This is a genomic window from Phormidium sp. FACHB-592 (assembly GCF_014695795.1).
Classification (GTDB): Bacteria; Cyanobacteriota; Cyanobacteriia; order Leptolyngbyales; family Leptolyngbyaceae; genus Stenomitos.
The window spans coordinates 1-18346 of sequence record NZ_JACJOZ010000080.1; the positions used below are offsets into that span (position 1 = coordinate 1).

Below are 18346 nucleotides of genomic sequence, written 5' to 3' on the forward strand. Positions count from 1 at the left end.
CACACCGACAAGCTTGCTTTGATTCAGTAGTGGCAAACACAAAACTGATTTAGCTTCATGGCGTTGAAGATAGGGATCATTGATAAACTTGCCTTCGCGAGTTGCATCATTTAAGATGACTGGCTCATGAGTCCGGATGACATACTGGACAATGGGTTCAGATAAGCGATTTGTCATTGGGGTCGATTGCAGTACTTGCGTAGCGCAAACGCTTTTCCCATCACGAAGTTCGCAAGCTGCCTCAATCGTCCACTCATCTACATTTTCTAAGAGCAGATATCCGGTTTGTGCTCCAGCATTTTCAATTAGAATCTGCATCAAAGAATGAAGCAACTTCTCTAATTCAATTTCACTCGAAATTGCTTGGGATGCCTTCATCACCGTCGCTAAATCAAGAGCAATATGTGAGGTATTTGAGGTGGTTCCAGTCGTGATGCGAACTGATGTAGAAACTATATTGGACGATTGAGGAAATAGTTGAGGATATCGATCTTCCAAATCTTTGACCTTTGCAGCTGCTCCCCAACGTTCATAGCAATAGCGCGCCTCTTTCATGTAGGTCTGAGCAATCTTTTCCCGACCTCGCGCTAGATAATGTTTAGCCGCTAATTCATAAGCTAATGCTTCTTCCTGGATATACTCATTTTCAGCAGCACCTGCGATCGCCCGTTCATAAAACTCTTCAGCCTCAAGAAACTGCCCTAAAACTCGCGCTTTCTCTGCCTCGACTAGATAAAATTTGTGTAAATAATTCATTGGGGCGTGTTCTGCCCATTTCTGCATTTTTTCTTGGTTGGTGTTAACACAACTTAGCCAAGCTTCTTCTTCAGAGCTTGAAGCCTCAACCAATAGGCTCAAAAGCGCCAGCGAATGATAGAAACAGAATACAGGTAAAAACTTTATTGCCGTCGCTTCTTCAAAATGTCGCCTTGCCAAAATAGCAGTCTGTACAGCTTGATGATATTCTCCAAATAGATAAAACAGTATAACTTTGTGCAGGTACAGCATTTGAATTGCAGTTCCATCTTTAACTGCAAGGGCGTGTGGTAATGCCTGCTCTTCATTACACACCCGACCAACTAAGCGACTGGGATTCTCAGCCCTATCTAACAAATTAAGAATGGTCTGCCACACGATTGCAATCCAAGTCGAGGGGCTTTCCCGTCTGATTCGATCAACCGCTTTGCTGTAGGTTGCCATTTTCTGTTCCAGTTGGGTGAGTTCCTCACCGACGAAAAACGAGTGGTGGCACACGCCATATGCAGCATAACCAGCGAATTCAAAGTCTCCGGTTTCCACTCCTTCCTGATAAGCCTCAACCAGCAGTGGTATCATCTCCTTAAGATGTACTTTCCATTGCATAACATGGTCACTAAATACGTGTAATGCTTTAGCCTTGCCTTTTTTGGTATTCAATCGTTCCGCTAAGCTAAGAGCCAATTGACCAAATTTATAGCCGAGTTCAAAGTCTTGAACAACTCCACATAGAACCAACCCGTAGCAAGCATAATACAGTGATGACCAGATAGCATTCCCGTAGTTGATTGATAAATTTACCGTTTTGAACGTAATCAGTATCCACAGTGCTGGTGATACTATGAATGCAGCAGACTCTATATTCGCTAGGATTGACATTCCTGCTAGCGGTTCTGGTGCAGTCATCTCTGGTAAATTAATCAAGTCTTCAATTTCTCGTTCAGCAAGTAGTGCCGCCGTTGACTCCAATCCGCCTCGAACATCTAACTCACTTGGATTTTCTGGTAAGATTACTCCCAGGAGCTTCAACACTTCCAAGCCAATTTTGAGTGCTTCTTTCAGGTTGCCCTGTGACAAATATCTTTGAATGCTGCTATCGTAAACCTGCACTTTATCAAGTACTGTCTTAGCGCGATCAAGTACTACTTCTACCAACTGTTCCATCGCCTCAAAGCAACCCTGGAGATACGCTGCTTCTGCTGCTTCTGAGTACAACGCTAAGGTGAGATCATACTCACTCTGCCAACTCTCTGGATTGAGGAGTTTAAGCCCTGTAGTGAAATACTTAAAAGCTGCTTCATAAGCCGTTGCTGCCTTTGCTTTCTGACCTGCCATTAAATTCAATCTGGCAGTTTCAGTTCGTTCTGATCGAGCCGTGATTAGCTCAAGTCCTTGATTGAGATGATCGATGATTTCAAACAACCGCTCGGATCGTTGCTCTGGTGAAGTTTTTTCGAGCAAATTGCGACCGATTTGCAGATGAACCACTTGTTTCTGTGATTCATCAATCAAAGCATAAGCCGCTTGCTGCACGCGGTCGTGCAGAAACTTATACTCTTGAACCAACAAATCTTCGTCCAATTCAGACAGAGGTTGAATTAAGCCCGCTTGTATTGCTGCAAGTAGATCCTGGAAAATTGCTTTCGGTGATTTTTCGCAAACGGTTCCTTCGGAGTTGCGCTCTGCGCTAAGCGCCAACGTCTCTAAATCAAATTCAGCCCCGACACAAGCCGCGATGCAGAGAGTTTGCTGTGTGGCTGCCGGTAATTTCTGCAACTGACGCAGCAGCAACTCCACCACATTATCGGTGATATTTTGAGCTTCAATCTCAGCCAGGTTCCACTGCCAACTCAACTGTTGGGCATCAAAGGTCAACAGGTTTTCGCTATGCAGCAGCTTCAAAAATTCACCCACAAAGAAGGGGTTGCCCTCGGTTTTACGTGATACAGCTTGGGCTAGGGAGCGAACGGTATCAGGATTGTGATGTAATGTCTCAGCGATCAGTTGACTCAACGGTTCCAGGGTTAAGGGGGTCAGGATGATTTCCTGAAATACTGCTCCCTGGTTTCGCAGGCTCTCTAGCGTTAAGACCAACGGATGCGTTGGAGTCAGTTCGTGATCGCGGTAGGCTCCGATCAAAAACAGATACTGGCTTTGCTCATCCAGTAAGATGAGTTCGATTAACTTCAACGTCGCAGCATCGATCCACTGTAGATCGTCTAAGAAAATGACCAGGGGATGCTCTTTGGCACAAAACGCCCGCACAAACCTTTGAAACGTGAGATTGAAGCGATTCTGTGCTTCTGTTGCTCCAACTGCGGGCACAGTTGGCTGCTTGCCAATGATGAACTCAACTTCAGGGATGACATCAATGATAATTTTTCCGTTGCTGCCCAGAGCAGTAAGCAGGCGCGATCGCCATACTTCCACCTGTTCATTGGGTTCTCCCAATAGTTGCTGCACCAACTTTTGCAGGGCATCGATGATCGCGCTGTAGGGAATGTTGCGTCGGAATTGGTCAAATTTACCCCAGATAAAATAGCCGTGCTTTGCGGTAATCGGTTTAAAGAGTTCCTGTACCAATGCTGTTTTGCCAACGCCAGCGTAACCAGAGACCAGCATCATTTCACGGACTGCCTTACTCCCTGCCACTCTGTCAAACGCTACCCATAAGGCTGCAATCTCCGCTGATCGCCCATACAGTTTTTGAGGAAGGCGGAACTGCTCAGAGACATCTTGCAGTCCCAACGAGATGGCGTTAATCTGACCCATTTCCGCCAGTTGTTGGGCACAGCGCTCTAGATCTGCTTTGATGCCCCAGGCACTTTGATAGCGATCCTCCGCATTCTTCGCCATCAGTTTCAAAATCAGATCTGAAACAGGTTGGGGGATCGTCACGTTCAATTCATGCGGGGGAGTCGGCGGTCTGGCAATGTGACAGTGGACTAGCTCTAGGAGATCACTAGTGGGAAACGGTAATTGTCCCGTCAACAGTTCGTAGAAGGTTGCACCCAGTGAATAAAAGTCGGTGCGATAATCGAGCATCCGGTTCATGCGTCCGGTTTGCTCTGGCGACAAATAGGCGGGGGTTCCTTCTAAAAGATAGAGACTTTTGAAGGTGGGATTGGTGCGACCGAAGCGAGTGGCAAGGCCAAAATCAATGATTTTGACAACACCAGTCCTCGGATTAAAGACAATGTTGCCAGGATTAAGATCTTTATGGATGACATGAGCCGCATGGATTTTGCCTAAAGTATCCGTAAGGGCGATCGCCAGAGGCAAAAAAACCGACAGCGGCATGGGACAGAAGTCTAATTGTTGTCGCCTCCAGCCTTCTAAAGACTCGCCACCAAAGTCTTCCAAAAGCATCACCAGCGTGCGCTGGTAGTCTTGCTGGCTGTATGCCTTGACTACGCCTTCAATATTGAGAAAGCGCGTAATTTCATACTCCTGCCGATAGCGAGTTAATTCCTGAGGCGAGGGATAATCCTGCTTGAGCACTTTGGCAATCACGGCACAGTTATCTTGCTCTCTGATGCCCCGATACACCAAAGAAGCTAAGCTCTCATAGATTTGGCTGTGGATCGTAATTCCAGGCAGGGTAATCATTGAATTCTCCCCGATGAAGGACTGTCAGCCGTTTCCCAAAGTATATCGCTTGCCAAACTCCAGCATCTAAAGCTCCTTGTGTAGAAGATCTTTAGAGCTTGACTGGTCATGGCTCAACTCAGTAGCCCATCAGACTGGTGTGAGGCAAGGGCATGGGCAAGAGCCTGGAAGGCAGAGAGACTCTGACGGCGAGCCGTCTTACCAACGATCGCACCTGGGCGCACAACGCCGCACCCCAAGCGGAGCCAAAGCCATGGGTGACCTTGCGAAAACCACGCTCCAGCGCAGTGCCTGTTCACTAGAATGATGGGTCGATTAATGGTCGATCGATTGTATGCATGTACTTTCGAGCAAATTCGGCTTCTCACTTAAGTTAGAGCCAGCCTTCTACCTTGCGATGGCATGGTTACTCTATCAAATTGCACTGTAAAAAATTTAACTTGCTATAGGCGACAGCTTGAAGGCGACCACCTATATTGAATTTGGGCAAATAGTCAGGCAAAGGGATCGAGCAAGTAAATTGCACGGTTCTATGCTTGAAGGCATGAAGGTTCAAGGTGCAACTGGATTAACGCACGCTCAAGCAGCGACGTTGAAAGCATTAGGAGCGATCTCACAGTGAAGCGAACGCCCTTTGGGTACGCAACGCGAACGCCTTCACTCTGTGCTTAACTCGCGGAGCTTAAGTGGCGAAATTTGGAGATGATTTCGTGCATAGAATAGGGGCAATCGCCAGCGGTTGCTCATTGCCTATTCTCAGAAAGTCAGTAGTGCCGGCTTTTGGCCCGGAGCCGGCTTATCATACCCAGCGTTTTATTCCTATGCGTACCCAGAACCCGATGGGTTTAAGCAGGCTGAGGTTCGTCCCGATGCTGCCTTTTACAATCAAGAGTTAGGCAAATTTATTTTGCCCTATGACGTTGTCCGTGAGGCAGAATCACCGGATCAGATGTTGTTAGAGTTCTTGCAAAGCACCTACGAAGCTGCCGCCAGGTTAGGCAACTGGAATCAAAAGGAACTTCAGCAGTTGACGTTTAAGTCGCAACTGCCTTCCTAAATTGGCGTTTAACTGGCAGATCTTAAGTGGTGAAATGTAGGACAGTTTCGCAGACTGGTTTCTTGGACGCTTAATCCTTGAGCATGAAGGTCAATGCCGATGAACCTACTGGTAATTAATCCAATTTGGTTTTTTTTGCAAAGTTGGGATTCTTTGTCCCCGCCAGCGTAACAAGGACCAAGCGTAGGCTTTGCGCAACATCAAATGATCGGCGGCTTGTCGTAATGCCACTAGCTCTTGTTGTTCTTCAGGAGTTAGCAGAGCCGCTTCATTTTTTGCCAAGAGTTCAGTTTGACGCTCGTATTGACGCGGTTCAGCTTGAGCTTGGGCGAACCCTTGTAGCTCCTCGTTTGTCAAGCCTTGCATTCTCAAAAATTCAGGCTGTAGCTCGGGTGAGGCATGATCCACCGCTGGGGGAGATTACTCATCACGCTCTGCGCCACCAAGACTTCGACAGATTGATGAGTGGCTTCAGCAAGCCGTACCAATTGCCGGAAAACCGCTTCTGGAAGATCAATCGTGACTCTTTACGTGGTCATGCCAATCCTTGATCCCTAGATGTCATCGATCTTATACCTTCTTCAATAACAAAGGCTTCATCAGCTAGAGACCTCTGCCACTGAAAGCTTATGTGGCTCAGTTTCCCAGTAAAATGAGCAAATGAGTAGCGCAGAATTTTCGAGTCTGGTATTGTGTTAGCAGTTTGCTTTCTATGGGTTGATGACACTCCTATGTCTGACGATCGCCTCGAAGCCGAACTTCCTGGATGCCCAGACAACGCTGTTCTGCTTGATGAAACTAGCTACAGCACGAACATTGACGAGTATATTCGGGAGCTTGTACGGCAGGGAATCGAAAAAGAGGAGTGGAAGTTCTGGATCATTCAATGGGTTGCAGAATCTCTGACTCCAGCTATCAAGCGGGTGCGCAAGCAATCGGCGATCGACTATTTAGAGGTGCCAAAGCGTACCTTTGAGGATTGGTTAAAGAAACACCTGGATGGTGAGCCTGTACCCAGGTCTTCTCGAGGGAAAAAGCCGAAGCACGACCTTACTTTAGAGTGGGAACCTTTTATTACTAAAGTCTGGAAAAAAGGGAGTAAAGGTAAAAAAATCATGAGTGCTGCCGCCGTTTTCGCTAAGGTGGAGCGGGAAGCGCTTGATATACGCAAAAATACTCAGTATCCGTCATATGCGACTGTGCGTCGCCTTGTCCAACCTTTGATTGAACAGAAACGAACGCAGAACGGAGTTAGCAGTGCAGGGCAGGGAATGGTCAGTCACCTTCCCACTCGTGCCGGAGAAACGCTTACAGCAAATTATTCAAATAAGGTTGTACAAATTGATCACACTAAGGTTGATCAATTCTCATTAGTGGCTGGTGATCAATCTAACATTCGCTTTGAAACAGTCGAAGACGATAACATCCCTCCTCCAGAAGGAGCTATTCGGCTTTATCTATCTGTTCTTAAAGATGTTTTCTCCAAATGTGTTTTGAGTCATCTTCTAAGTATCAAACAGCCCAGTGCGGAAGATGTCGCTCAACTGATCCGCCAAGCCATTTTGCCGAAGGAGTTTCCCCTAGACTATAGTTTGCCGGAAGATAGGATTCCCTATGGCAGCTTTAGCCATCTGTATGTCGATGGTGGGAAAGACTTAAACGCAGAACATGTTAAACGGATTGGTAAACACCTTAAGCGGATCAGCCCTGGTCTTGGCTTTATAGTTCACTTAAGACGTAAACCATCGGATGGTGGCGATATAGAAAGTGTTTTCAATGGGCTTAACAAGCGGGTCTGGTCAGAAGACCCGTCCTACACGGGTTCTAATACGACTCAGCGTCCAAAAGATGCACAAGCAAAAGCATGTTTGACACTCCGAGACGTAGATAAGATTCTGTCCTGGTATTTCTACGTCGAATATAACTTGGCGCGACATACCAAAGATCCAACAGAACTTCGCTACACAAAGTGGTTAGAGGGCATGGATGGTGAATTGCCGCCTGTCGTTGACGAGAGAAAACTGGATGCTTGTCTGAGGAAGTTGAAGACAGGCATGGTTTACAGGCATGGTGTCATTCAATTCAAAACGCGACGCTACCGAGGAGAATTTTTAAGAGCTTTTGCTGGTCAAAAGGTCACCTTGCGGTATGACTCCAGCAATATTCTTCGCTTATTCACATACGAACTGGAAACCGATGGAAAACCAGGAAGATTTCTAGGTTATGCCGAAATGCAGGCTGTTGATGAAATCAATTACTGGATTAGAAAGTTACAACTTCCTTTGAGAGAACTTGATCTCAACAACTTAGAATCTGAGACGCTTACCCTGGAAGCGTTAGAGTATGTACTTTCCGAAGCTGAAGCTCGAGGGAAGGAACTAGATAACACTACGAAGCCTACTCGCGTGAAATATCAGGGAAAACGTCAAGACCTTGTAGTTCAGAGAGAACGCGAGGCAAGCGGTCGTAATCGGCGCTCACGAAGTAAGGGTAAGGAAAGTTCAAAGCCTACGACACAGGTCAATAACTCCTCAATCGATGCGCTACCCGCTTCTGAAGTGACTGAATCTATCGCCAAGCTAGATTCTAAGTCTGATCGTTCACTTGTTGCCTTTAAAGATGATGCAGCCCATGCACCATCAATGATCAAGGTACCTGAACCACAAAAAATTATCAGCATACAAGCGAAGCGCCACGAGAAGAACATAGAATCATTTAAGGAGCAACTGCAAGCGGCTGAGACAAATCATCCTAAATTGGTTGTTTCTCGTCGGAAAGGTCGATCGCGGTAAGAAGGTAAACAGAAATGCTGTCAGAGCGTGTCCCTCTTGGCTATCCTATCCAGACTGTCCCAGACTCACCTACAGTTGAGGCGCAGATTAGGGCGCTGATCGAGCGTGAATTTCTGGCGGAAACGAGCTACTTTTCGGGACTTGAAGACTGGCTGAAGCAGAGGAACCGTGATAAGCTGTGCGGTCGTATTATTGGTTCCGATCGGTCAGGCAAATCTGTTGCTGCAAAACATTGGGTTGATGAAATTAGTGGTCGGCGAGGGGATTTGCTACCGATACCCCTACGCATTCATATCATTGACCTCGAATCTTCTTGCAGTACCCGAAAGCTCTGTAACCTTATTTCAGGCAGCCTCGGACGTGGTGCGAAGGGTGGGAAACCAAAGGATTTCACGTTTAGAGCTTGGGATACTCTAAAGTTATTTAGAGTTGATGCTCTCCTAATTGATCATGCTCACTTCCTCACTGAAAACGCACTTAGCACTCTCATCGCTATGTCTCGACGTAGTGAGTACCGCATTCCAGCCATTCTGATAGGATCAACCGACCTGGATGCTTGGCTCAAAAAAGCGGGAAAGTTTGATTATTTTAAGCCGTTCTACCGCTTTAAGAATCTTTCTAGTGAGGAGTTTGCAGGAGTAATTAAAGCTTTTGAGCGTCAGTTCCTAGAATTGCCAGCGTCCGTTGACTTAATAGATGTCGACTCGGTAGAAGTTTTGTATGGCGTCACAAAGGGCAATATTGAAGACTTTGTTGAAATCCTGATTCAAGTGATTCAACTTTCTTCTAGCAATGAGGCATTGTCTTTTGATCCGCAAGTTTTGAGCCAAGTCTTGGAAAGCTATGGTGACGGCTATTTTGATGAGGAGGAAGTCTAGTGCCAGAGGTTCAACCAACTCTTTCCACTTACTCCTTTGACCCAGAACACCCATTCACCTATGTATCGCCACTAGAGGGCGAGAGTATTGCTAGCTTCCTGTATCGGTTCCGGCGAGCCAAAGGCAATCGGCTTTCTTCTCCTAGTCAGTTAGGAAAAATTCTTGAAGTTGGTACGGCAATTAAACGTTGGGAAGATCTTCTCTTTGGTGGGAGAAAGCCTCAGCAGAAACAGGTGCAAGCTTTGAGCAAAGTCACGCAGGTTGAAGCTGATAGGCTTTGGGAGATGTTTCCACCGTTAGGCGAACGATCGCAGCCAAATACAATTCGTATCTGTGCTGCCTGTTGCTTGGAAGACCCCTATCATCGAATCGCTTGGCAACTTTACTCAACAGTCGGGTGCGAGCGTCATAGACTCCGCCTGCTGCCACGTTATCTGGTCTGCGAACATCCCTTCTCGGTGATTGGCTTGCTGGAAGTGTCGGCATGTAAGCGGTGTGGTATGCCGTTCAAAACGATGAAGAAAAGGCAGAAGTCATATTGAGTGGAGTTTCGCAGTGTTGCTATAACGTGTTCTACTCATCTTTCCTCACTATAATTTGTAGCCTGAATATTTTGAAGAGTAGTGAGCACCGAATCTAGTTGTGAAATCGCTAGGATGAAGAAGCCTTCAAATCGTCAAAAAGCTAGAACTGGACGAACTCAGAAAACAAATGTTCACTCGAAGCAGAAGAAAACAGAAAAGACCAGAAAATCTGCAATCAAAACAGGCTCAGAGAAACGCTCTAATACTCCAAGAGAGCTTGCTGACGCACCTAAAGTGGGTAGAGAAACACAGCCGAAAACTGCTTCTGCTGCGAAAGTTACTGTACCTAAAAAGGTCTCCGTTGCGAAAGTTGGCTCAAAAAAGGAGGTTGGTTCAACACATCCTGGCACTGGCAAAGCTGTAATCAGCAAAGAACTTAAGCAAGTAAATAATTCTGACCTAAAAGCTAAAACGGTCAAAACCGCTTTCAAGAAATTCCAAACCAAAATTGTTGATTTGGAGCGAACAACCACTCAGAAAGGACTGGCAAGTCGTAGCTATCTGTTCAAGCAAATGAAGAGGCTGGCTGCAAAACACTCAGATTTTCCCAGATTAAAAGGAGGTTATATTTCATTTGGCTCATTTGCCAGACGAACAAAGACTGACCCTTTAGATGATATTGACTTACTAATATTGCTAGATGGCAAGGGAACGCAGGTCGAGATATCCTATCGGCAAAAAGCATCTGGATACGGAGCCAACATGACTCCAGTATGCCGTGTGAGTCTCAAAGAGGCTCAAGCACCGCTCCAAGCATTTGTAGACGACGACGGCTATGTCAACTCAATCAAAGTTTTAAATCGGATCAAGAACTACCTTGCCCATATTGATCGCTATAAGCAAGCTGAGAAGAATCGTCGAATGCAAGCAGTGACCTTAAAGCTTAAGACCCTGCCTTGGAACTTTGATATTGTGCCAGCAATTTCAGTGCACGATGATCAAAATAAGGTAACGCACTTTCTCATTCCTGATGGTCAAGGCAACTGGATTAAAACGAACCCTAAAATCGATGCGAAGAGCCTTACATTAGTGAACAAGAATCATAGAGGTGAGCTTTTGCCAGTACTACGGATGCTGAAGTATTGGAATGAGCGTAAACATAAGCCAAAGTTGTTGTCATACTACTTTGAGACTTTGGTAGTGCAGACTTTCCAATCTGCTCTTGCTATCACAAACTACCCAGCTGCGATCACCTATTTCTTTGAGAACTGTGCTAATTATCTAATGAGCAGTTGCCCTGACCCCAAAAGGCTCGGTGAGGCTTTAGATGTTGATGTTAGCTGGAATAAGAAGCAGAAAATTATGCACGCGATGAGAAGCGCAGCAGACCATGCTAGTCGTGCAATGGTGGCTGAGTCTGAAAATGATCAAAAGACCGCTATGTACTGGTGGAGGAAAATCTTTGGGACGGGCTTCCCAACGTATGGTTAAGCAGAATAGCAAACTGAAGCACGAGCCCCAAGCTATTTGTCAGGCATACTCTACGCTCGCAAAGAGATGGGTGCGCTTTTCCTTAGGATGCAAACTGGCTGGGTTTATCATCGGCACCCTAGCAGTTTTACTGCCGTTGCTGCCAGCGTATGCGGCACTTCTGGTGTTTGGGTTGTCGGTTATCGCTGATTTAGTAGCTTGGCGATCAGATACTTATAAAGCGATAGCGGAGACATTACGACGAAAGTTAGATGGACAGGATGCCTTCGGTTGGGAAATTTCCAAGGCTGAAATCTCAGACTTACTTGTGCGGAGTCCCTCTAACTTAGACAAACTTGTTGTTGCAGAAGTTTTGGCGGAGAAGTATTTTGCTAGCCGTGAAGGGTATGGAACTCGACGAGCGCTAGAAAACATCCAAGAATCTGCTTGGTGGAGTAAACATTTATCAGAACGGATGCGGAACTACTATCTGACGGGCACTTGCTTACTAGTAGGCGTTTCTTTGGTCGTCCTCTTGACCAGTGTCCAGACTGTGAATAATCAGCAGTTTTCATCCAGCCTAGGACGAATCGTAACATCTGTACTGACGCTGGTTTTCTCGCTCAACTTGTTCAGGTCGGTTCTAGGCTATCAAAACTTCAGCCTTAAGGCAGGGCAGGTCGAGAAAGCCGCAGAGAGTTTGCTGATGAATACTGGCGCTTCAGAATCGGATGCGATCAAGTTGATGAACGAGTATCACTTGGCACGAGCATTTGCCCCCCTTCTCCCGGCTTGGTTATGGAAAGCAATGCGAAGTGAACTTAACGAGACTTGGAAAAAGTATCGTCAATACTAAGAAAGCCAGGAAGCGACATTTCATCTTACTTACACCGAGGGCTAATGCATCGTCATTACCGAGCTTACCAACGAACCATCATTCATCAAGACTGCCAATCAGGGGCGGTTGCGTTGCTCAAGCTTCTAGTTTCCAATGGTTGACTGAAAGGCTGCCTCCATCGCTAAATCACCTCGAATCAGAAATCGCTCACCCTGGCACTGTAGCAACTGAAAATCAGGGCTAAACCAACCCTCAAACGCCCCTGCCCGTTTTAACAACGGTTCAAACATCGCCGCCAACTTTGGGCATGCTTGATTCAGATCAACCTTCTTCCAGGGCTTATGCGCTTCCTCCTTGACCTCCTTGTTCGGCTACTCAAAGGGCTGCTGCTCCTACTGGTCTTCCTCACGCCTGTTCTGGGCGTGTGGTTAGCCTCTTCCCTAGTCGCCTACACCAATGGTCCCACCTGGCTGGCGGCGTGCTCTGGGGTACTACTGTTTCCTCTGCTCCCGATCGCCTGGGATCTGTGGGGCAGCAAGCGTCGCCAGCAGAAGCCGCCCATGCTCACCTGGGGCGATCGAGTCATCCTACGTACCCTACTGCTCAACCTGATCTTTCTCACCTGTCTGCTGGCACTGCGTCCCCAAACCTCCTTTCTAGCGCTTTCGACACGGGGAGACTGGATGCTGGAGGGGCGTCAGGGACCCCAAATTGCCTGGGTGCGGCGATCGCTCTTCCAACTGGCAAATGAGTTGGAGTGGTTGTATCTGGCAGTCCATCAGAACCCTTACAAACAATACGCCGACACCAGCACGGTGCGCCCGACCCCTCAACCAACAGTGCCGCCGTCTGCGCCACCCACGCCGCACAGTAAACCCTCACCGCAAGCGCAGCCACAACCGCAACCAGTTCCAACAAACCCTGCTACCCAGCCTGCAACGTTGTGGGCAACGAACGCTGCCATCCATCCAGCGGTGGCTAACATGCCAGCCAGCGTGGAAACCAGCCTTGCAGCGGTGGCGCAGTACCTTGCCCAGCAGGAGCACGATCCCTTTCTCCGGGTCAAAGCATTGCATGACTACGTTGCTGATCGTATTGCCTATGATGCCCCAGCTTTCTTTGGGCAGGCTCCCCGTCCACCTCAGGATGCCGAAACCGTCTTCCGCACTCGCAAAGCTGTATGTGCTGGCTATGCCAAACTGCTCGAAGCCCTGGGACAGGCGATCGGGGAAGAGATTGTATATGTCGTGGGCGATTCTCGGAGCCAGAGCAGCGACCTGAATGGTGGCAGTCATGCCTGGAATGCTGCCAAAATTGCAGGCAACTGGTATCTGATTGATGCCACCTGGGACAGCGGCTCTGTCAATGGCTCCAGCTTTACGAAGCAGTATGGCACCAGCTACCTGTTCCCGCCGCCCGAAGTCATGGTCGTCAGCCACTTTCCGGACGATGCCGCCTGGCAGTTTTTGCCGCAACCACTCTCGCGGGGCGACTTTTTCCGGCAACCGATGCTGCGTCCTGGCTTCTTCGCGCAAGGATTGAAATTGCTGTCACCCACTCGCTCGCAAACGGATGTACAGGGCAACGCGGTGATTCAACTGGAGAATCCCCGTCAACGCTGGTTGATGGCAAGTTACGGTGCAAAAGGTAGCCAACAAACCGCACCCTGCGCGGGGCAGACAAGCCAGGGCACGCAGTTAGCCTGTCCCCTGCCGAGTACTGGCACCTATGAGGTGCAACTCTTCACGGGTGACCAGCAGTATGGGCAATACGAGTATGTTGGACAACTGGAATTCAACAAAGCATAGTACGCACTGCAAGCAAAAGCTCGACCTCAGCATCGGGTTTAGGGGGGTGCATCGGTTCAGGAATTGGCTGTTCATACCGATAGCTGCCCACTGGCTTTGAGGAAGGCTTGCTTCGCTGCCACCTTGTTTTTGCGGTTGGTATACCGTCTAAAACTGCGCGGATCGCGATGGCGCGTTAATGCCATTGCCAGCGTCGGGTCCATCGCATACTCGACGATTAACCGGGTCGCGAAGGTATGCCTGCCCCGGTGAGAATGCAGGTCAATCCCAGTGGCTTCTGCTAATTGATCCATCACTTGGCGAATGCCGGAATAGCCCAAGCGCTGTCCCCGATTGCGGGGTGAGTATGACACAAAGAAGGGTTGATCCGGCGCTAAAGCTTGTCCCACCTGTGCCTCGCGCCATTGTAGATAGGCTTCCAAATCAGCTTGACCTTCTTTTGTGAGCGGCACTTCGCCCGTACTATCGTGCTTCGCTTGCCGGATCACTAATTCTCCCCCGACACAGTCCCCCACATTCAGATTGGAGGCTTCCTCTGCCCTGAGTCCATGCAGCAAGACGGTCCACAGTGCCCGATCACGCTCATGCCAGCGCCGCTGCTCAATTGCCAGATAAATGCGCTCGACTTCTTCTGCCTCTAAATCTTGCGACTGCGGCTCCGGTACATGCTCTTGCTGAATCTCGGTTGTGGGGTCGGTACTCACGTATTCCGAACGCACTAACCACTTAAAGAATGACTTCAGTGTTTGTAAAGTACGGTTGACGGAGTTTGGCGCTAAACGTCTCTCGTTGAGCAAAGACTGCTTGAACTGGGCGACCTGCCGCCGAGTCACCTGGTTCCAAGCAGTATTAGTCCAGGTCATAAACAGGTCCAGATCCCGTTGATAAGCTTTACGACTCTTGGGCTGGAGCGATCGCGCCTGCAAAAATTCCTGCACCCGCAATTCCCTTAGACTTAAGGGCTTGCCAAGTGCTTCAGCAACCTGTGGGATTGCTGGGTTAACGAGCACCACAACGGGCGTTGGTAAAGGGCGTGGAGGCATGGGAGCGATCGTAGGCTGTCAAGGATTGAAGCAAGACCCGGCTTTCTGAAACGAAGTCATCAGCCATCCCTACGATGACACAGGGGTTATAAAGCTTTCAAGTTAAGTATTTATGCTCATAGACTAATTTGAATAGCAGATATGTGACTCATATCTGCCATCAAGCAGAAATCATGCAGAAATTGAAAGTTGAAGGCTGGAAAGCGATGGTTGGGGCTGAACCAAAGTGCTACTGTGATTGCAAAGCATGGTGCTAAACGTGCATTGATCACTGCTAGAAGCTCTATTTGCCTCATTACCTTCGATGTCTTTCCCGGCACCGTCTGACCAACGATTGATACCAGCTTGAACTTGAATCAACTGGTCAAAAATCCTCCTGCTACCTTCTTTTTCAGGGTGGGAGTGATGCAATGGCAGCAGACTGTATCCACTCCGACGACCTTTTGCTTGTGGATCGTTCCCTCGAGCCGTTTCAGGGATGTCTAGTTGTAGCAGCAATGGATGGCGAACTGCTTGTAAGAGGATCTATCAAAGAGACGGTCACTGGCAGCTTAAACAACCTGGAGACGAGTCCTATCGCGCCGAAGGCTTTGAAACCTATGATGGCGATGAAGACATCTACTGTGGCTTGCAGGCAGGTGCTCAGGGCTATTTGCTCAAGGACGCGAAACCCAACGAACTGCTGAATGCCATTCGCGCGATTCATAGCGGTCAAAAGTATGTGTCGCCAGCCGTCGGAGCAAAACTGTTGCAGCACATGAGCCATCCAGAACTGAGTGAACGAGAACTAGCAGTACTCTGTTTGATGGCGCAGGGGATGGGGAACATGGACATTGCAACTGTCTTAAGTATTAGAGAGAGTACCGTCAAGTCGCACATCAATCGGCTCTTGAGTAAATTGGGCGTGAGTGATCGCACTCAAGCCGTGATTGTTGCAGTTAAACGTGGGCTGGTCAGCTTGTAGGTTGTTCTGAGCGATTAGCCCCAAGTTCATTCGAGGATAGGTTCTTAGCAGCAATGCCAGATCTCAGCTAACTTGCTGATCTTCCCTGGTCTTCTGCTACCGTTTATTTTAGCTTGACTGAAACGATCGCACTAAAAACACCCTTTGCAGTTGATCGCAACGATGGAACGAAGGTAGCGACATGAACCAATCGCATTTAACAGCATGGGTTTTAACAATCAGTAGCTTGAGTAGCGTGTGTGCTCAATCGATCGTCGCTCAAGTGGTGCCTGATGGCACCTTGCCTACGGGGGAGCGATCGCAAGTTTCAGGCACTGTCACTGTGCAAATTGATGGCGGAGCAAGCCGAGGGGGCAATTTATTCCACAGCTTCAGTCAGTTTTCCATTCCCACCGGAGGAACTGCCTTTTTCAACAATGCTGCCGATGTGCAAAATATTTTCAGCCGCGTCACGGGTGGGGCAATCTCTAATCTTGATGGTTTGATTCGAGCAAATGGTACGGCAAATCTGTTTTTGCTCAACCCCAATGGCATTCTGTTTGGTCCCAATGCCTCGCTCAATATTGGCGGTTCGTTTGTGGCGACGACAGCCAACGCGATTGGCTTTCCCAATGGTGAAGTGTTTAGTAGCGATGCAACGCAACCGTTACCCAGGCAGTTGCTCATGGTGAATCCCAATGCCTTTTTCTTTAATCAACTGACACCCAAGTTGATCGTGAATCAATCAACCGCCAATAATGGAATTGGGCTTCAAGTGCCAGCGGGGCAGAGCCTGTTGCTCATTGGGGGTGATGTGCGGTTAGAAGGTGGGCAAATCATCAGTCCGGGTAGCCGAGTGGAGTTGGGTGCCGTGGTCGGACAGGGAAGCGTGGGGCTGAGTGAAGCGGCGGGTGAGTGGCAGTTAAGTTTGCCAGCTAGCGTGGGGCGCGCAGACGTTGCGATCAACAACGGCGCTATGATAGACGTTCGTGCTGGCGGTGGCGGCAGTATTGCGATCGCGGCTAAAAACTTGACCATGAGTGGCGCAAGCAGATTGCGAGCAGGCATCAACACAGGGTTGGGCTTTGCTGGTGCTCAGTCCGGGGACATTCAGCTCAATGCGACAGAAGCAATCAACTTAACTGATGGCAGTTTTATCTTCAACGTAGTGCGTCCTGGAGGGATCGGGAATGCGGGTAACGTCAACATCACAACAGGGGCGCTGGCGCTTACGGGGAAATCGGCACTGGTTGTCAACACGTCTGGCCAGGGAAACGCAGGCAGTGTAAATATTAAGGCCCGTAATACCGTCTCTTTGGCTAACAGTGACGTATTCAATACCGTGGAACAAACTGGCATCGGTAACACTGGCGGTATCAATATCACCACCGGGTCACTTGCGCTCACAGGGAGCAGTCAATGGGTTGTCATCACGTATGGCCAGGGAAACACAGGCAGTGTAAATATTAAGGCCCGCGATACCGTCTCTTTGGATGGCTTTTTGGATGACTTCTACACTACTATCTTCAACGCCGTGGGACCAACTGGCATCGGTAACGCTGGCAGTATCAACATCACCACCGGGTCGCTGGCGCTCACACGGGGCGCTCGACTGCGAGCCTACGTGGAGGGACAGGGGAATGTAGGTAGTATAAATATCAATGCCCGCGATACCGTCTCTTTGGATGGCGCTTGGGATGGCTCTTCGGATAGCGGTGGCACTACTATATCCAATAAAGTGGGACGAACCGGCATCGGTAACACTGGCGGTATCAACATCACCACCGGGTCGCTGGCGCTCACACGGAGGGCTCAAGTGCGATCCTTCGTACAGGGACAGGGGAATGCCGGTAGTATAAACATCAATGCCCGTGATACCGTCTCTTTGGATGGCGCTTGGGATGGCTATAGCAGTGCTATCTTCAATACCGTGGAACAAACCGGCATCGGTAACACTGGCGGTATCAACATCACCACCGGGTCGCTTGCGCTTACAGGGGGGGCTGAATTACTGGCTAGCACGAGTGGACAGGGGAAGGCGGGCGACATCATCATTGATGCTCGCGATCGCGTACTCATAGATGGTGAGGCTGCCGATGGCAAATATGCAAGCTCTATCTTCTCACCAGTGCAACCCAGCGGTGTGGGGCAAGGTGGCAGTGTAGCCATTACTACGGGTTCGCTCTTCCTGACAAACGGGGGTGCCGTGAATACCGTTACTGAGGGACAAGGAAATGCGGGTCGTGTCACCATTCGGGCGCGTGACTCTGTGCAGATTCGTGGCACAGCGCCTACCAATCCTTCAGAGCAGAGCGGGGTGTTTACCACGGCGACAAAAGGATCGGTGGGAGACGGAGGCGATGTCACGATTACCACGGGATCACTCTCGGTTTCCGATCAGGGCAGAATCATCACGGATGTCAGGTCACAAGGCAAGGCTGGAGCGATCCAGATTCAGGCGAGTGATACCGTCTTGTTTGATGGTGGCGATGCCCTTAGCACGCTTTCGCCAGGTGCAGTGGGTAACGGCGGCGATATTGGCATCACGGCACAATCGCTTTCAGTTCTGAATAATGCTCAACTCTCGTCGGCTACATCGGGAGAAGGCAACGCTGGCAACATTACAGC

General features: G+C 48.8%; 14 protein-coding genes. 11 read left to right on the top strand and 3 right to left on the bottom strand.

Features of this window, described 5'->3' with window-relative positions:
• Positions 1-4365, bottom strand: a 4365-nt coding sequence (locus H6F86_RS23575; RefSeq protein ID WP_190451890.1) for an AAA family ATPase, incomplete at its 3' end; no start/stop codon positions are given.
• Between the two features lie 152 nt (positions 4366-4517).
• On the opposite strand from H6F86_RS23575, the gene H6F86_RS31955 reads away from it, so the two are divergent.
• The 8 genes from H6F86_RS31955 to H6F86_RS23615 all read left to right on the top strand — a co-directional run bounded on the left by H6F86_RS31955 (position 4518) and on the right by H6F86_RS23615 (position 11942).
• Positions 4518-4667, top strand: coding sequence for a hypothetical protein (locus H6F86_RS31955; RefSeq protein ID WP_206756084.1), 150 nt, complete (start codon positions 4518-4520; stop codon positions 4665-4667).
• 437 nt (positions 4668-5104) lie between these two features.
• Positions 5105-5422, top strand: coding sequence for a DUF5996 family protein (locus H6F86_RS23585; protein ID WP_190451894.1), 318 nt, complete (start codon positions 5105-5107; stop codon positions 5420-5422).
• 224 nt (positions 5423-5646) lie between these two features.
• Positions 5647-5973, top strand: a complete 327-nt coding sequence (locus tag H6F86_RS23590) for a hypothetical protein (RefSeq protein ID WP_190451896.1) — start codon at positions 5647-5649, stop codon at positions 5971-5973.
• Positions 5974-6114: 141 nt separating this feature from the next.
• Positions 6115-8214, top strand: a complete 2100-nt coding sequence (locus H6F86_RS33225; protein ID WP_190451898.1) for a Mu transposase C-terminal domain-containing protein — start codon at positions 6115-6117, stop codon at positions 8212-8214.
• 14 nt (positions 8215-8228) lie between these two features.
• The gene (locus H6F86_RS23600) at positions 8229-9092 is read left to right on the top strand and encodes an ATP-binding protein (protein WP_190451900.1); all 864 of its coding nucleotides are present in this window, start codon (positions 8229-8231) and stop codon (positions 9090-9092) included.
• Positions 9092-9634, top strand: a complete 543-nt coding sequence (locus H6F86_RS23605) for a TniQ family protein (protein ID WP_190451902.1) — start codon at positions 9092-9094, stop codon at positions 9632-9634. Before H6F86_RS23600 ends, H6F86_RS23605 begins: the two co-directional genes overlap by 1 nt.
• Positions 9635-9748: 114 nt before the next feature.
• Complete coding sequence (locus tag H6F86_RS23610; protein ID WP_206756085.1) at positions 9749-11107, top strand: hypothetical protein; 1359 nt, start codon at positions 9749-9751, stop codon at positions 11105-11107.
• A 70-nt stretch (positions 11108-11177) separates the two neighbouring features.
• A complete protein-coding gene (locus H6F86_RS23615) occupies positions 11178-11942 on the top strand; it encodes a hypothetical protein (protein ID WP_190451904.1) in 765 nt (254 codons plus the stop codon).
• A 125-nt stretch (positions 11943-12067) separates the two neighbouring features.
• On the opposite strand, the gene H6F86_RS23620 is transcribed toward H6F86_RS23615, so the two are convergent.
• Entirely contained in the window at positions 12068-12214 is a 147-nt protein-coding gene (locus H6F86_RS23620) for a hypothetical protein (protein WP_190451907.1), read from the bottom strand.
• Between the two features lie 51 nt (positions 12215-12265).
• Between H6F86_RS23620 and H6F86_RS23625 the strand changes: the two genes are divergently transcribed.
• On the top strand, positions 12266-13732 hold the full coding sequence (locus H6F86_RS23625; RefSeq protein ID WP_190451909.1) for a transglutaminase domain-containing protein: 1467 nt from the start codon (positions 12266-12268) through the stop codon (positions 13730-13732).
• Positions 13733-13803: 71 nt separating this feature from the next.
• On the opposite strand, the gene H6F86_RS23630 is transcribed toward H6F86_RS23625, so the two are convergent.
• Positions 13804-14775 carry a tyrosine-type recombinase/integrase gene (locus H6F86_RS23630; protein ID WP_190451911.1) on the bottom strand — a complete coding sequence of 324 codons (972 nt, stop codon included), beginning with the start codon at positions 14773-14775 and terminating at the stop codon, positions 13804-13806.
• 478 nt (positions 14776-15253) lie between these two features.
• Between H6F86_RS23630 and H6F86_RS23635 the strand changes: the two genes are divergently transcribed.
• Both H6F86_RS23635 and H6F86_RS23640 read left to right on the top strand, forming a co-directional pair.
• Positions 15254-15739 (top strand): response regulator transcription factor, encoded by a 486-nt coding sequence (locus H6F86_RS23635; protein WP_199305456.1) that lies wholly within the window; start codon positions 15254-15256, stop codon positions 15737-15739.
• Between the two features lie 181 nt (positions 15740-15920).
• Positions 15921-18346 (top strand): filamentous hemagglutinin N-terminal domain-containing protein (locus H6F86_RS23640; RefSeq protein ID WP_190451913.1); only part of this gene is annotated, 2426 nt, incomplete at its 3' end.

Coding starts and splice junctions, on each gene's coding strand:
- H6F86_RS31955 (WP_206756084.1), top strand. CDS start 4,518: ATGGGCAAGAGCCTGGAAGGCAGAGAGACTCTGACGGCGAGCCGTCTT.
- H6F86_RS23590 (WP_190451896.1), top strand. CDS start 5,647: ATGCCACTAGCTCTTGTTGTTCTTCAGGAGTTAGCAGAGCCGCTTCAT.
- H6F86_RS23600 (WP_190451900.1), top strand. CDS start 8,229: ATGCTGTCAGAGCGTGTCCCTCTTGGCTATCCTATCCAGACTGTCCCA.
- H6F86_RS23610 (WP_206756085.1), top strand. CDS start 9,749: ATGAAGAAGCCTTCAAATCGTCAAAAAGCTAGAACTGGACGAACTCAG.
- H6F86_RS23620 (WP_190451907.1), bottom strand. CDS start 12,214: ATGTTTGAACCGTTGTTAAAACGGGCAGGGGCGTTTGAGGGTTGGTTT.
- H6F86_RS23625 (WP_190451909.1), top strand. CDS start 12,266: ATGCGCTTCCTCCTTGACCTCCTTGTTCGGCTACTCAAAGGGCTGCTG.
- H6F86_RS23630 (WP_190451911.1), bottom strand. CDS start 14,775: ATGCCTCCACGCCCTTTACCAACGCCCGTTGTGGTGCTCGTTAACCCA.
- H6F86_RS23635 (WP_199305456.1), top strand. CDS start 15,254: ATGTCTAGTTGTAGCAGCAATGGATGGCGAACTGCTTGTAAGAGGATC.